At 58.8% G+C, this 15435-nt stretch carries 10 protein-coding genes; all 10 read left to right on the top strand.

Translation table 11 applies throughout. The features are described from left to right. Positions 1-3149, top strand: a 3149-nt coding sequence (locus Z945_RS0105555) for a type VI secretion system contractile sheath domain-containing protein (RefSeq protein ID WP_025051123.1), incomplete at its 5' end; no start/stop codon positions are given. Positions 3150-3201: 52 nt separating this feature from the next. Next, complete coding sequence (locus Z945_RS0105550) at positions 3202-5268, top strand: type VI secretion system Vgr family protein (protein ID WP_025051122.1); 2067 nt, start codon at positions 3202-3204, stop codon at positions 5266-5268. Between the two features lie 9 nt (positions 5269-5277). Further along, positions 5278-5889, top strand: coding sequence for a DUF6931 family protein (locus tag Z945_RS0105545; protein WP_025051121.1), 612 nt, complete (start codon positions 5278-5280; stop codon positions 5887-5889). After that, on the top strand, positions 5886-6197 hold the full coding sequence (locus Z945_RS0105540; protein WP_025051120.1) for a PAAR domain-containing protein: 312 nt from the start codon (positions 5886-5888) through the stop codon (positions 6195-6197). Before Z945_RS0105545 ends, Z945_RS0105540 begins: the two co-directional genes overlap by 4 nt. A gap of 7 nt (positions 6198-6204) precedes the next feature. Next, complete coding sequence (gene tagH, locus Z945_RS0105535; RefSeq protein WP_025051119.1) at positions 6205-7650, top strand: type VI secretion system-associated FHA domain protein TagH; 1446 nt, start codon at positions 6205-6207, stop codon at positions 7648-7650. Between the two features lie 40 nt (positions 7651-7690). After that, positions 7691-9031 carry a type VI secretion system baseplate subunit TssK gene (gene tssK / locus Z945_RS0105530; protein ID WP_025051118.1) on the top strand — a complete coding sequence of 447 codons (1341 nt, stop codon included), beginning with the start codon at positions 7691-7693 and terminating at the stop codon, positions 9029-9031. A gap of 24 nt (positions 9032-9055) precedes the next feature. Further along, a complete protein-coding gene (gene tssL, locus Z945_RS0105525) occupies positions 9056-10459 on the top strand; it encodes a type VI secretion system protein TssL, long form (protein ID WP_025051117.1) in 1404 nt (467 codons plus the stop codon). Continuing rightward, complete coding sequence (gene tssM / locus Z945_RS0105520; protein WP_025051116.1) at positions 10459-14034, top strand: type VI secretion system membrane subunit TssM; 3576 nt, start codon at positions 10459-10461, stop codon at positions 14032-14034. Before tssL ends, tssM begins: the two co-directional genes overlap by 1 nt. After that, positions 14034-14720 carry a type VI secretion system-associated protein TagF gene (gene tagF, locus Z945_RS0105515; protein WP_025051115.1) on the top strand — a complete coding sequence of 229 codons (687 nt, stop codon included), beginning with the start codon at positions 14034-14036 and terminating at the stop codon, positions 14718-14720. Before tssM ends, tagF begins: the two co-directional genes overlap by 1 nt. Continuing rightward, positions 14717-15433, top strand: coding sequence for a PP2C family protein-serine/threonine phosphatase (locus tag Z945_RS0105510; protein ID WP_025051114.1), 717 nt, complete (start codon positions 14717-14719; stop codon positions 15431-15433). The genes tagF and Z945_RS0105510 overlap by 4 nt, the downstream gene beginning before the upstream one ends. The last annotated feature ends 2 nt before the right edge of the window (positions 15434-15435 follow it).

Raw genomic sequence — 15435 nt, 5'->3', positions numbered from 1 at the left:
CTGACGAAGCTGACACATCACAAGGTATACTGGCCAGGTTGGAAACGCCCGAGGCGGAGGTCGAAGAGGAGAGCGCGCTCGATGTTCTGGCGAGCATCGAACCTGTTGTGGAGGCTGAAGAAGCAGACGAAGCAAATCACGTTCTGGCCGCGTTGGACGTCATTGAAGAGGTCGAGAAGGAAGACGACCCCGCCGATATCCTTGCAGGGCTTGAAGCCGTTGCGGAAGAACCAGAGGAGGAGACTGCTGCGGATGTTCTCGCTGGGATCGAGATTGCTGAAGAGACTATCGAAGCAGACCTATCCTTGGATGTTCTGACCGGGTTGGAAGCGCCGGAGGCCGAGGTTGAAGATGATAATACACTCGTTGTTTTGGGGAACATCGAACCTGTTCCTGAGGCCGAAGATGCGGATGACGCGGGCGATATTTTGGCCGGATTGGACGCGGTTGAAGCCCCTGCGTTGGACGAGGGCTCCATCGATATCCTTGCTGGAATAGAGCCAGTAGACGACATTGAACCGGATGATGATGCCGCAGACATTCTCGCAGGAATTGAAGCCGTTCCGGAGGAATCTGAAGAAGACCTTGCGGCCGATGTTCTCGCGGGGATCGAGGTGAGTGAGGATGCGCCGCAACAAGATGAGGCGGCAGATGTTCTCGCGGCTCTGGATGCCATTGAGGAACCCGCCGAAACGGACACAACCGGCGATGTGCTGTCCGGCCTTGATGCCCCCGAACCGGTGGAGGAAGATGATACACTCGACGATGTCTTCGCCAGTCTGGATGAGATCGAAGAGCCGGGAATCGAAGATGATCCAAACGACATTCTGGCCACGTTGGAGCCCGACAAAACCATTGATAACGACGATGCGGCCGAGCTTGATGATTTGCTTGGCGCGCTAGAAAGCACTGCTGTTCAGGACGGCGATATTGAAGAAGCTGAAGCTGAGGAAGTAGGTTCCGATGGCGGTTCCACCGACGCATTGGATGATCTGCTGGCCGATCTGGAGGAAGAAGAAATAACCTTGGCACCGGAGCCTGATGGTCTTGCCGATCTTTTAGAAGAAACCGATGCGGACACCGATGCGGAGGATATGCTCGACAGTCTATTCGCCGATGCCGAAGACGAGCCTGCAGAAACCCCCGAAGACGTTGCGCCAGAGGATGATCTGGATGCGCTTCTGGGTGATCTGGACGATAGCGCTGAAAGTGAACTGGACAACCTGCTGTCGGAGACAGATGCTCCTGAACCGGAAGAAGCCAGTGCAGCATCCGCCGACGATGATCTGGACGACCTACTGGGCGAACTTACGGTCGAAGATCCGCCGGAAGGGGAGGACGATCTGGATGCGTTGCTTGCCGGATTTGACGACGATACGGCAATAGGTGACGACGATCTTGATGATCTGGGGGGCGATCAGCCAACGGATACAGCAGAACCCATTGGGGCAGGGCAGGCGACCCAGACTGCTTCGGAGTTTTCCTACGGTCAAATTTCCGCTGACAGACCAAGTCCCCAAAAGCTTGAGCGCAAACGCTTTCGCATCGCCATTCTGGGCGATTTTACGGGGCGGGCCGCGCGGGGGCAAATTGAGGTGGGCGCAGCGCTCGCTGAACGTCCGGCTATCCCGCTGGATACCGATACGGTCGAGCAGGTTATCGAGAGCTTTGCCACCACTCTCGTGCTGCCCATCGGAAAAGAAGGCGCAGGGGTCAAGGTTGATCTGCGCGGGCTGGACGACCTTCACCCTGACGAACTTTACGAGAATGTCGAGGTCTTTGCCGCGCTGCGGGACCTAAAATCGCAACTGAGTACTGGCGGAACCGCACAAAGCGCTGCGGCCTCGCTGATCGAGTGGGGAGAAACCTATGGCCGAGCGGTTACGCCAGCGCGGGCGACGTCCGGCAGTAATACGGTGCGCGCGGATCTGAAACTCAGCGATTTTCAGAAACTGGTTGGCGATACAGCCAATAGATTGGCGCAGCCCTCAGCCGTGGATGATCTGCTGGCGCGCATTGTCGGGCCACATATTCGCAAACTGCCCGATCCCGATGCCACTGCGATGGCTTCTGCCGTCGATGATGCGCTGTCAGGTGCCATGCGGCTGGTTTTGCACCACCCCGATTTCCAATCGATTGAGGCGCAGTGGCGCAGCCTTGATCTGATCGCACGCAGCATCGAAACGGACGATACGCTCGAGGTCATGCTTTATGATATCTCGGCCGAGGAAATTGCCGCCGATCTCACGCAGGCCGACGATCTGTCGCAAAGTGGTCTGGTGCGCCTGCTGACTGAAGAGCCGATGGACGAGGTCACCGGGCGCGGGGCCTATTCCGCGTTGATGGGGCTTTATACGTTTGAAGAAACACCCCCGCACGCCCAGCTCTTGGGCCGGATCGCCCGTGTGGCCGCCCATGTCGATGCGCCGTTTTTCACTGCGATAACCCCCGGTTTCATCGACACACCCAAGAAAGACCGGCATCCTTTGGTGGCGCAGGAATGGGATACTTTGCGCGCCATGCCCGAAGCCGCGCATCTGGCGCTGGCAAGCCCGCGTTTCATGCTGCGCCGGCCCTATGGCGCCAAAAGCGAGCCGATTTACGCGTTTGAATTTGAAGAATTCACCCAAAGCGCCGGGCTTTCGGGTATGCTGTGGGCCAATCCGGTCGTGCTTGTCGCGATCTTGCTGGCACGCTCTTTCAAGGAAATCGGTCCTTCAATGGGGCTGGGACAGATCATGTCGTTGGGCGATGTGCCGTACCACTTTGTGACCGACAACTACGGCGAACAGGTGGCGCTGCCCTGCACGGAACGCAACCTGACGCTGGACAAGATCGAGACAGTTTTGGGCCGGGGCTTTTTGCCGGTGATCTCGATCAAGGGGCGTGATGAAATCCGGTTAGGATCGTTCCAGTCTTTGGCAGGCGGCGATATCCTCGGCCCTTGGGCAGGCGTGGCACCGCCACCGCCATCGCCGCCCAAACCGCCCCGCGCCGCCACGGCAGAGGATACGCCTTATGTGCCTGACGCGGACGCTGATCTGGACGATCTGCTGGCAGGCTTTGATCTGGACGCAGACGATGCGTCCGACAGCGATACTGATGATGATATGGATGAAGAACTGGCTGCGCTGCTTGCCGATCTATGACGTGGAGAAATTACGCTCCACTTCGGCCGCGCGATTTTAGAGGGACATTTTGATGACCATTAGCAAGCCAAGAGAAGAAGCGACGACGTGGATGTCGGGCACCTATCCGACAGACAAACTGCGGCTGAAACAGGCCGTGGTCACAGAAGAAATGAGCACACTGACCGCTACCACCATCGAGTTTCTGGCGCAAAAGGTCGAAGTGAAATTGCGCGATTTCGTTGGTCGGATCATGACGGTGCATGTGGACCCCGATGTTGGCACTGCCGGCAGCGCCAGCGGTGCCGCCGCCGGCAATGGCCGCATGTTCACGGGCACCTGTATCTCTGTCGAAGCGATGGGGATGCGAGACGGGTTTGACCACTTTGTTGCACAGGTCCGACCGTGGTTCTGGCTGCTGACGCTTGAACGCAACACGCGGGTCTTTCAGGAAAAAACCGCCGTTCAGATCATCGAAGAAGTTTTGGGCGAGCATGGCTTTTCCGATTATCAGATCAAGACATCGGACAGCTATGCCTCCCGCACCTATTGCGTGCAGTACCGCGAAACCGATTTCGCCTTTCTCTCCCGACTGATGGAGGAAGAGGGGCTCTATTACTTCTTTGACCACACGGATGCGTTTGAAAAGAACGAAAAGTTGATCATCACCGATGGTTTGCAGGGTCATGACAACCTCCCCGATGGAAACGAGGTGTCCTTTAAGCCCCGCGACGGAGGCGATTCAAAAACCGGGCAAACAATCTCGGAATGGGCCGCGGCGCAGGGGGTCACACGCGGCAAGGTATCGCTGGCTGACTATGATTTTGAAAAGCCTTCTGTTCGCCAGATGGAGACGACATCGATCCTGAAGGGCACGCATAACTACAAGGATTTCGAATATTACGATCTGCCGGGCCATTATCGCGGTGAAAAGACTTTGGGCGAGACGCGCACGCGGATCAGAGCAGAATCCGCCGCCATCCGTCATCTCTTATACCGCGGGTCCGGCGATGTGCGCCAGTTCGGCACCGGTTTCATCTTCAAACTGACGGAGCATCCCGAGCCGCTAAACAATGCGGAATACCTGATCACCGAAACCACTCATTACATCAAGGATGCCGAAGAACAGGCGGATAATGATACATGGTTCGCGATCAAGCCCGAAGGCCCGGAGTTTCCCGAAGAAGTCACCAATGATTACTCGTTTACCTTCGGTGCGGTGGTTAAAGAGCATCAATACCGCGCACCCTTTGTCACGCCCTGGCCCGAAATTCCGGGCATCCAGATCGGAGAGGTCGTGGGCCCGGCTGGCAAGGAAATCCATACCGATGAATATGGCCGAGTTCGGGTGCGGTTTCGCTGGGACCGGATCAATCCCGACGATGAAACCGCGTCTTGCTGGATCAGGGTTGTGACGCAGTGGTCAGGTAATAACTGGGGTCTCCTCTCTATTCCGCGCATTGGGCAGGAAGTTGTGATACAATTCGAGGATGGCGATCCAGATCGTCCGATTGTCACCGGCATGATGTACAACAAAGACAAGATGCCACCCTATGTGGACCCACAACAGCCCACGCGCACGGGCATCATGACGCGGTCGTCACCTGACGGGCGCGAAACCGATTACAACGCGCTGGTGATGGAGGATGAAGCGGGCAGCGAATATGTCCATTTCCAGTCCCAGAAGGACTATCAGATGGTGGTTAAGGACAGCGCGCAAATCACCGTTGGCGATGACGGTGTGAACGTCGATCCGGGCGGCCATAACGCTGATGCGGGTAGCTTGTTGCAAACGGTCAAACAAAACGTAACCGAGGTCGTTCAGGAGGGCGACAAAGCCGAGACCGTAGAAAGCGGCAAACTCGATCTGACGGTCGAGGGGAACATGACCGAGATCGTGCGGTCCGGTGACATGAGCCTTGACGTACAATCAGGCAAGATCGACATTTCTGCTGCGACGACGATCACAATGGAGGCGGGGCAGAAGATCACGCTGAAGGTGGGCGGCAGCTCGGTCGAGATTACTCAATCGGGTGTGACCGTCAAAGGCACCGGCACCGCGAAAATGGAAGCGCCCGCAGTCACTGCACAGGCCTCAGGCATGTTGACCCTGAAGGGGTCACTGACCAAGATTAACTAGGGCGGAATGATGAGCGAACGTTTCAAAGATATGGTCAAGGTGCCAAAGGAGCCAGCGGCAAAATTGCTGTCGCTGACGAACACGCGCCTTGAAACACCGATCGATGCCCCCGTCGCCGCAGCCCCCGAAGTGGTCTTGGCGGAACTGGATCAGAAAGGCGCAATGATTGATGTGCTGCGGCTCTTGTCCATCGCCTTGCCCCCGCGCGAAAGGGTCTGGTGGGCCTGCCTTGCGGCACGCGATTATATCGGGCCGAAGTCTGACAAGGATCCCAAATCGCTGGCCGCCTCTGAGGATTGGGTGTTCAACCCAAACGCTGACAATCGCGAACGCGCGCGTGTGTCGATGGATGACGCCTATATCGATGATGATACGGTGAACATCGCCATGTCGGTGCTCTATTCCGACGGTACACTGGGGCCTGCCGATCTGGCTGAATTTCCGGCCCCTGCGGGGGCCGCCGAAACCTGTGCTTTTGTCATGAATCTCGTGGCGTTAGACAAAAACTCTGATAGGTTTGAGGAATATGGGCAAATGCTGATTGACCGTGCGGTTGATATTGCGCGTGGTGGAAATGGTCGCGTCGAGGTCAGTCAAGAAGCAAAGGAGGCGACATCATGAGCAGACCTGCCGCCCGGCTTTTTGACATGCACATGTGCGTTGTTGCGGCACCGCCCCCTGCGCCCCCTGTCCCGCCGCCCGGTGTGCCCAACCCGATTTCCCTACCCGGCGCGGCAAGTGTGTTGATCGGCAACATCCCTGCTGCGCGGGTGACGGACAATGCCGCCCTTGGTGTGCCGCACCCAATTATCATGGGATCGACGACCGTTCTGATCCAGAATTTTCCCGCCGCCCGCGTCGGAGACCAGCTTGCCTGTGGCGGGGTGATTATTCCGCCCTGCTGCCCAACCGTGCTGATCGGGGGCTAGCACGGGTATGGCGGTCAAACTGGCTTTTCAATCTTCAGGCACAATGCCGGGCAATGTCGGCCCCATGCAGATGCCCACGGGCGGCAGTCTGAGTCTCGGGCGCGGACCTGCCAATGACATCGTGTTGCCCGACCCGGAGCGGCAGTTGTCCAAGAACCACTGCGTGATCGAAGATCATAACGGCAATGTTGTTGTCGTTGATTTCTCGACCAACGGTACCTTTCTGAATTATTCCAAAGTACCGCTGGGCCGCACGCCGACGCCACTGAACAACGGGGATATCCTGTCGATCGGCCCTTATGAGGTGATGGTCGAAATCGCCTCGGCGCTGCCGCCGCCAATCCCGGAACCCATGGGGCACGATCAGGTGTCGCACGGGCAGGCGGGCAATGCGCCCGACCCGATGCAATTGCTGGATGATGTGGGGCCTGGCGGTGATTTTCTGGATGATCTGTTGGGCGCCCCCGAAGGCCCGCAAGGCCCCGGCCAGATCAAGACCGCCGATCCCATCGACGATCTGCTACCGCCTTTGGGCGAGGAAGAAGATCCGTTCTTTACCAAAGCGAACGACCCTGCACAGGACGATCTGGGGCCAAGCCAGTCGATGCACAACACCAGCGCCAGCGACAGTTTTCGCCCCAAGTTTGCGACCGGCCCTGCCGTGATCCCCGATGACTGGGACGATGATCTGCTGGCACCGACGCCCACGCCTGAGGCCAAGCCGGTGCCGCAGCCTCAAGACACGCCACCTGCGCCCGAGCCAAAGCCCGAGCCAGTGGCGGAGACACCGCCAGAGCCGACACCCGAGCCAGAGATGAAAAAGCAGACCACCGTCCCGCCTGCTTTGGAAAAGCCGGTCGTTGTCAGTGGCGATCAGGCCGCGGCGCATGCTTTTCTTGATGCGCTGGATGTCGAAGGGCTTGAGATCAGCGATGATGAATTGCACACCGCCATGGGCCGCATGGGCCGGGTGATGCGCACGATGATCACGGGCTTGCGCGAGATCCTGATGACCCGCACCTCGATCAAATCAGAATTCCGCATCGAACAGACAATGATCAGCGCGGGCGGCAACAACCCCCTGAAATTCTCGATCAGCCCCGAACAGGCAATCGAGGCTTTGGTCAAGCCCAAGACACGCGGCTATCTAGGGTCCGAACTGGCCACCGAACAGGCGCTGAACGACATCAAGGCACATGAGGTGGCGATGGTCACCGGCATGGAAGCAGCCCTCAAGGGTATTCTGGCCAAGCTGGACCCGGAAGTGCTGGGCGCACAGATTGAGACCGGCGGCGGCATCGGTGGCTTGCTCAAGGGCAAGAAAGCCCGCTACTGGGAAGTATACGAAAAAATGTATGGCCAAATTTCCGATCAGGCCGAAAACGATTTTCACGAGTTGTTCAGCCGCGAATTTGCGCGTGCCTATAAAGAGCAGCTTGAAAAGTTAAAATAATCCGCTTCGATCGTTGAAGCGGAACACAGGGGAGAATTGCGTGTCCTGGGACAGTAAAGTGCTTTGGACGGAGGGGATGTTTCTGCAGCCCCACCATTTCCAACAGGCGGACCGCCACAAGGAAGCGCTGATTGCCGGTCTTGCGCGCCGCATACGCCCCTATGCCTGGGGTCTCAGTGCGCTCGAGATCGACGAAGAAGTGCTGAAAGTGGGTCAATTCGCCATCAAGACCTGTTCGGGGCTGACGCACGACGGCACAGTGTTTCGCGTGCCGCAAGTCGACACACATCCCCCCGCACTGGAAGTCCCCGATACCGTCAAGGATTGCATCGTCTATCTGACCGTACCGCAGCGGCGCCAGGGGGCGATTGAGGTTGATCTGACGGGGGCCGAACAATCCGTCAGCCGCCTGCGCCCTGACGAGCTGGAAATTACCGACACCATGGGCCGTGATCGCAAACCGGTCACCATTGGCGTGGGCAAGATGCGCCTGCAATTTGCACTGGCCGTGGATGATCTGGCCGATATGCTGGCCATCCCGATTGCCCGGATTATCGAAGTGCGCCCGGACAAGGAGATCATCCTCGACCGCAGCTTTATCCCGTCCTGTATCGACGTGCGTGCCGCACTTCCACTGCAAGGATTCATTCGCGAGATTGAAGGCCTGTTGTCGCACCGCATGACCGCATTGGCCGGTCGTCTGTCCGAAGGTGGTGCCGCAAAGGCCGTGGCCGAAGTGTCGGATTTCTTGCTGCTGACGGTGATCAACCGGATGATCCCGGTGTTCCGCCATCTGGCGAACGTCGAAAACCTGCACCCCGAAGATGCTTACCGCCATTGCATCTCACTAGCGGGTGAACTGTCGGTCTTTATGACAACCGACAAACAGCCGCCCGACTTTCCGCCCTATCAGCATGACAACCTGTCGGTGACCTATGCGCCGGTGATCCGTACCCTGCGCCAATATCTCAGCTCCGTTCTGGAACAGACCGCCGTGTCCGTGCCGCTGGAGGCGCGTAAATACGGCGTCAGCGTTGGCGTAATCACCGACCGCAAACTCATTTCAACCGCCGGATTTGTCCTTGCCGTGCAGGCTGACATCCCGGCCGAGGACGTGCGGCGACACTTTGCGGGGCAGGCCAAGATCGGCCCGGTGGAGGAGATCAGGCAGTTGGTCAATTCCGCCTTGCCAGGGATTACACTGCGGCCCTTGCCCGTGGCCCCGCGCCAAATTCCTTATCATGCAGGCGTGGTCTATTTCGAGCTTGCCGCCGACAGCCCGTATTGGGGCAAGATGACAACTTCCGGCGGCATCGCCGTGCATGTGTCGGGGCAATATCCGGGCCTGAACATGGAACTTTGGGCGATCCGTAACGCGTAACGACGATTTAAAAAGGGGCAGGCCATGTCAGACGACGATCCGTTTGCAGAACCTGATGACACAGACAAGACAGTGATCCGCCCCAATCCGGGCGGGCGGCGCACTGCTGCGGCCAAGCCTGCTGCTGCGATCCCGGCAGAGCCGATGGCTGCGCCCGAAGTGGACACGATGGGCATCCCCGCGGCCGCCGCTGCCCCGCAGGCCACGCGCAAGGACGGGCCGCAGGAAGTCGAGATGGTGCTGACGGGCATGAATCAGCTGACTGCCTGTGCAGCACCGCTGTTCTCGCTTATCAGCCGCATTCGCAACCGCGCACAGCATATGGACCCTGACAAACTGCGGTCTTCCGTGGTGGCCGAGGTTCGCGCCTTTGAAAACCGTGCCTTGCAGGCGGGCGTCCCCGCGCAGACCGTGAAAATCGCCCGCTATGCGCTTTGTGCGACCTTGGATGACGTGGTGCTGAACACGCCCTGGGGCGGACAATCCAGCTGGGGATTACAGTCGATGGTCGGCACTTTCCACCGCGAGACCGTGGGCGGGGACCGCTTTTACGACCTGCTGGCGCGGCTTGAAAAGGAACCTGGCACCAACCTCGATGTGCTTGAGTTTATCTACATGTGCCTGTCGCTCGGGTTCGAAGGCCGGCTGCGCATTGAACAGGGTGGGGCCGATAAACACCTGCAAATCCGGCAGGGTTTGGCGCGGATCATCCGCGGCCAGCGCGGCGATGTGGAGCGTGATCTGTCACCGCATTGGGAAGGGGAGGACAAACCTTTCCGAGCCCTGTCTGCGTGGCGTCTGGTCTGGATCGCGCTGGGTGCGACCGCCGCTTTGCTCGCGCTGCAGTTCACCTCGCTGTCCTATCTTTTGGGTACGCAAACCGAACGCCTGATTGGTCAGCTTTCGGTCATCGACAATGGCCCCGTGGCCGAATTGCAGCGCCGTGCCCCACCGCCACCACCGACACCCCCCGCCTCTTCCGAAGAGGTGCGTCTGCAAAAAGTCGTGACTTTTCTGCAAAAGGAAATCGACGAAGGCATCGTGAATGTCTTTCAAAAAGGCAACACACTGGTGATCCGCATCGCGGGATCGAATATGTTCGGCTCAGGCTCTGACCAGTTGACTCCGGCCTTTATCGACCCCATCGCGCGGGTCGCCAATGCGCTGAACGATGAACCCGGTCCGGTGATCATCACAGGCCATTCCGACAACGTGCCGATCAAATCCTCACGCTTTCCTTCGAACATGCACCTTAGCCTCGCGCGGGCCAAATCGGTGATGGCGTCGATGGCCAAAACGATCCAAGACCCCAAGCGCCTGACCGCAGAAGGCCGCGCAGAAAAAGAACCCATTGCTGACAACAGCACACGCGAAGGCCGGGCCAAGAACCGCCGGATCGAAGTGTTGTTGGTGCAGGAGGCCCAATAATGTACGGACGCCGCATACTACGCTTCTTCTTCAAATCCATCTACACGATCTTTTTGCTGGCCGCGATTTCGCTGTCGGCCGCGGTTTGGTTCCTCGCGCCCTTCATTGGCAACGAAGAATGGCGGCCCTTCGATGGTATCTGGTCGCGGGTCATCTTTATCAGCGGGATTTGGTTCTTCTTCCTGATGCTGATGCTCTTTGTGTTCCTACGCCGGCGCCGCCGCGATAAGGCCATGACCGAAGAGATCGCGGAACAGATCGACAGTGCCGAGGACGACGTCACCTCGGTCGAGTTGGGCGAATTGCGTGACAAGCTGAAGCTGGCGATGACCGAGCTGCGCAAATCCAAGAACGGGCGCAAGAACCTGAATGAGTTGCCGTGGTATGTGATGATTGGCCCGCCGGGCGCGGGCAAGACAACGGCGATTGTGAATTCGGGTCTAAAATTTCCATTGGCCGAAAGCATGGGCAAAACCGCTATTGGCGGTGTGGGGGGCACACGCAATTGCGACTGGTGGTTCACAAATAATGCCGTGCTAATCGACACGGCGGGCCGCTATACTACGCAGGAAAGCGATGCCGATACGGACAATGCGGGCTGGCTTGGCTTTCTGGGTCTGCTCAAGAAATATCGCAAGCGCCAGCCCATTAACGGCGCGATGATCGCCATCTCGCTGAGTGATCTGTTGCAGCAGGACGAGATCACACAAGCCAGCCACGCCATGGCCGTGCGCCGCCGCCTGAATGAATTGCGCGAAAAGCTGGGAGTGCGCTTTCCCGTCTATGTGCTGTTTACGAAGGCCGATCTGATCGCAGGCTTCTCTGAATTCTACGACAATCTGGGCAAAGAAGACCGCGAGCAGGTTTGGGGGTTCACCCTGCCGCTTGATACGTCCAAAGGCGAAGCGTCGCCCGTGGCTGCATTTGATTCCGAATTCGCCTTGCTCTTGGGTCAATTGAACGCCCAATCGCTAGAGCGGATGCAGACGGAAATAGACCCCCAGCGGCGATCCCTGATTGCGGGTTTCCCATCACAGGTGGCCGCCATGCGGGCAGTCGCGCGGAACTTCCTGCAAGAGGTGTTTCAGGACAACCGCTATGAACAGCGCCACATGCTGCGGGGCGTCTATTTCACCTCCGGCACGCAGGAAGGTACGCCGATTGACCGCCTGATGCTTGGTATGGCCCGCACTTTTGGTATCGGCCGTCAGGCGATTGGCACGGGGCAAGGGCAGGGGCGGTCCTACTTTCTTACACGCCTGTTCGAGGCCGTGATCTTTCCCGAGGCGGGGCTTGTCTCGGCCGATGACAAGGTCGAGCGCCGCTACCGTTGGACCAAGCGCGCGGCGATTGCGGCCACTGTCATTGTGGCACTGATCACCGGCACGCTGTTCACCCGCAGCTATCTGGGCAATCGCGATCTGATTGCGCAGGCGGGCACCTATATCGACAGCTACCAACAGGTCAGCGCCGTGCTGCCCACCAGCCCCATCGGGGACACTGATCTGCCGCCGGTAGTTGAAGCGCTGAATGTTTTGCGTGATATGCCCGGCAATCCTGTGGCCGGTGATCCCGACCCCGAACGCAAGCTGACCTATGGCCTGTATCAAGGTGAAGTCATCGGTACTCAGGCCGCCCAGACCTACCGCGCGGCGCTGAACCAGCGCCTTCTGCCGCGTCTATTGCTGCGGCTGGAAGAACAAATTACGGGCAACGTCAACAATCCTGATCTGCTCTATGAAGCGCTGAAAATCTATTTGATGCTGGGGCTCGAAGGGCCGATGAGCACCGAGCTTGTACAGGAGTGGATGGCGATTGATTGGTCTATCACTTTTGCCGGGCCCAACCGTGAACAATTGCGCAATGATCTTGGCGTGCATCTGGATGCGATGCTGTCCCAGCCGATGGAAAAGATCGCGCTGAACGGGCCGCTTGTCGAACAGGTGCAGGGCATCCTGTCGGAAATGCCGCTGGCCCAACGGGTGTATAACGGCATCATCAATAGCGCCTCTGCAACCAGCCTGCCTGAATGGCGCATCACCGAAGCGGGCGGGCCTGCGGTAACCCGCGTTCTGGTCCGCTCTTCGGGCAATCCGCTTAATTCCGGCGTGCCGGGGATTTTCACCTATGACGGGTTCAACAATGTGTTTCTGGGCGAAGCGCTTGGCGTGGCCCGCCGCATCCAACGCGACAGTTGGGTGCTGGGCCCGCGCGGCGTGGCAGAGCAGACCGATGGCGCGCTCACCGCGCTCAGCCGCGATGTGCTGAACCTTTATTACAACGATTACATCGCCAAGTATGACGCGATCCTTGGCGATATTGACGTGATCCCGCTTGAATCGCTGTCCCATGCGGTCGAGGTGACGAATGTTCTGTCCGGTCCCACCTCGCCCTTGGTCAATATCCTGAACGAGATCTCCGAACAGACCAAGCTGACCGAAAACCGCAGCCTTTTGGGCGGCGAAGCTGTAGAGAGCGGTCTGGGCCGCATCGCCCAGATTGAGGCGCGGTCGGCGCTGAGCGTTCAGGGTGAAATCTTGCTGGAGGCTTTGCAAAATTCGGCAAGTGGCGAAAATGGTGCACCGCCCAAACCGCCCGGTGCATATGTAGAGGAACGCTTTGCCTGGCTGCACACGCTTGTCGAACGGCCCGAAGGACAGAACAGCGAGCTTGATCTGCTGATTGCCACCTTGCAGGAAGTCTATCAGGAGTTGAACAAGATGTCGTTCAGCGGCATCGCCGCCACGGCCAGCGAGGGCGGCACCGCCACCCAACGCTTTCAGCAGATGGCAAGCCGTATTCCCGGCCCGCTGGAACGCTGGGCGAGCCAGATTACCAGCAGTTCAACGGGTATCACTGCGGACGGCACGCGGTCGTCAATCAATGCCGCGTGGCAGTCCAACGTGCTGCCTTTCTGCACGCAGGCGCTTGAAAACCGCTACCCCTTTAACAGGCAGGCGCGGGCTGATGTGGCAATGGCGGACTTTGCCAAACTTTTTGCTCCGGGCGGTATGGTCGACGCTTTCTTTGCCCAACATCTTGCGAAATTTGTCGACACCCGATCGCGGCCCTGGACGTGGAAAAAGGTCAATGACGTGGACCTTGGCATCTCGCCCGCTGTGTTGGAACAGCTGCAATATGCCGCCGAAATCCGTGACGCTTTCTTTGCGGGTGGGGCAGCGCCACAGGTGCAGTTCCAGATCACGCCAGAGGCGTTGGACCCCAAGGCCGCATCGGTTCAACTGACCATCGGCGCGCAGAATGTCCTGTTCGAAACCCGCCGTCCCAACAATACGCCCGTGGCAATCACATGGCCCGGCACGGTGGGGCTGGCGGGCGTGGTGTTCCAACCCAGTCTCAGCAATGGCGAAAGTCAGTTGGCCAAAGACGGGCCATGGGCGTGGTTCCGACTGCTGGATGCCGCAGAAATCAGGCGCACCAACGTATCGGACCGCAAGCGCGTCATCTTTAATGTCTCGGGGAGAATTGCGATTTTTCAGCTTCAGTCAGGGTCTGTCATCAACCCGTTCGCATTGCCTGCCCTGTCTAAATTCAACTGTCCCAAGACGTTCTGATGGGGCAAGGGTTCGGTGCCTTTGGCAAAATACCCGCCTTGGGCGACTTTTTCCAACTCAACACCCCGCCGGGGTTTGTGCGGGTTTGGGATGATTGGCTGCAAGGCGCGATGATGGCGGCGGCAGAGGCCGGAGGAGAGGCTTGGGATGATCAGTATATGTCGGCGCCGATTTGGCGGTTCACCCTGTCCCCGGGCCTTGCGGGCTCTAGCAAAGTGCTGGGCGTGCTGATGCCATCGGTCGACCGTGTAGGTCGCCGCTTTCCTTTGGCGCTGATGGTGCCGTTGCCGGGCGACGGGCCGATGGCCCTGGATCACATGGTTCAGGAAGAGACCTTTGATCAGTTGGAAACCCTTGCGCTGACCACCCTCGAAGACGGCACGGACCGCGAACACCTTGCCGCTGGTTTGGAAAAAATCTCACCACCCGACGCCCAGAGTTTTTCGCCACCTCGCCGCGTGGGCGGCGCAATTGTTCTGGATGAAGCAAGCGACCCTAGCATCGCACACGAACTGGCCGCAGGCTTTGTCGGCCTGACCGGTATGGCAGCGCCCAGTTTGTGGAGCACGTTGCTGCAAGACACCCGCCGCGCCTTGATCTGCGACGGGCTACCCGATGCGCACCAGGCGCGCGCCCTGTTTGATCTGAATGCCCCCCTTTGGGGGGATGCGAGGCCCCAAGGATGACCCTGCACACCCGCTACAGCGTACAAACCCATGTGGGCCTTAAACGCAAAGTGAACGAAGACGCGGTTCTGGCGCTGCCGGAACTGGACATCTGGCTGGTGTCAGACGGAATGGGCGGCCACGCGGCAGGCGACTATGCCAGCCGTTTGATCGCGGATATGGCAGCAGGCATCCCGCCCAATCTGGCACCCGCTGACCGGATGCAGGCGCTGCGCGATACCATCCAGGACGCCCACCGCGCCATTCGCGATGAAGCCGCAAGCCGTGGTGTCGATGTGATGGGTGCCACCGTCGTGGGACTGCTCCTTGCCGAAGGTCATTTTGCGGCCCTTTGGGCGGGCGACAGCAGGCTTTACCGGTTTCGCGATGGTCAGATCGAGATGCTGACCACCGATCACTCCGTTGTCGCCGCTCTGGTCGAGACAGGACAGCTGAGCTGGGACGAAGCGGAGCATCACCCGCAATCCAACGCCATAACCCGCGCCGTTGGTGTGGGTGACGTGCTTGAGATCGAAAAGATCAGAGGACAGATTGCGCCGGGCGACCGGTTCCTGTTGTGCTCAGATGGGCTGAGCAAATATGCGACTTTCGACATGCTACGCCGCGCGCTTTCCACACAACCGATCGAAGTGATCTGTGACCATCTGATCCAGATTGCGCTGGCGGGAGGCGGCGCCGATAACATCACCGCCGCTGTGGTCGATATTCTTTAGCG

The sequence above is a fragment of the Sulfitobacter noctilucae genome, assembly GCF_000622365.1.
GTDB classification, from domain to species: domain Bacteria; phylum Pseudomonadota; class Alphaproteobacteria; order Rhodobacterales; family Rhodobacteraceae; genus Sulfitobacter; species Sulfitobacter noctilucae.
This window is presented reverse-complemented; position numbering and strand designations above follow the sequence as displayed.

Coding starts and splice junctions, on each gene's coding strand:
- Z945_RS0105540 (WP_025051120.1), top strand. CDS start 5,886: ATGAGCAGACCTGCCGCCCGGCTTTTTGACATGCACATGTGCGTTGTT.
- tagF (WP_025051115.1), top strand. CDS start 14,034: ATGGGGCAAGGGTTCGGTGCCTTTGGCAAAATACCCGCCTTGGGCGAC.
- Z945_RS0105545 (WP_025051121.1), top strand. CDS start 5,278: ATGAGCGAACGTTTCAAAGATATGGTCAAGGTGCCAAAGGAGCCAGCG.
- Z945_RS0105510 (WP_025051114.1), top strand. CDS start 14,717: ATGACCCTGCACACCCGCTACAGCGTACAAACCCATGTGGGCCTTAAA.
- tssM (WP_025051116.1), top strand. CDS start 10,459: ATGTACGGACGCCGCATACTACGCTTCTTCTTCAAATCCATCTACACG.
- tssL (WP_025051117.1), top strand. CDS start 9,056: ATGTCAGACGACGATCCGTTTGCAGAACCTGATGACACAGACAAGACA.
- Z945_RS0105550 (WP_025051122.1), top strand. CDS start 3,202: ATGACCATTAGCAAGCCAAGAGAAGAAGCGACGACGTGGATGTCGGGC.
- tagH (WP_025051119.1), top strand. CDS start 6,205: ATGGCGGTCAAACTGGCTTTTCAATCTTCAGGCACAATGCCGGGCAAT.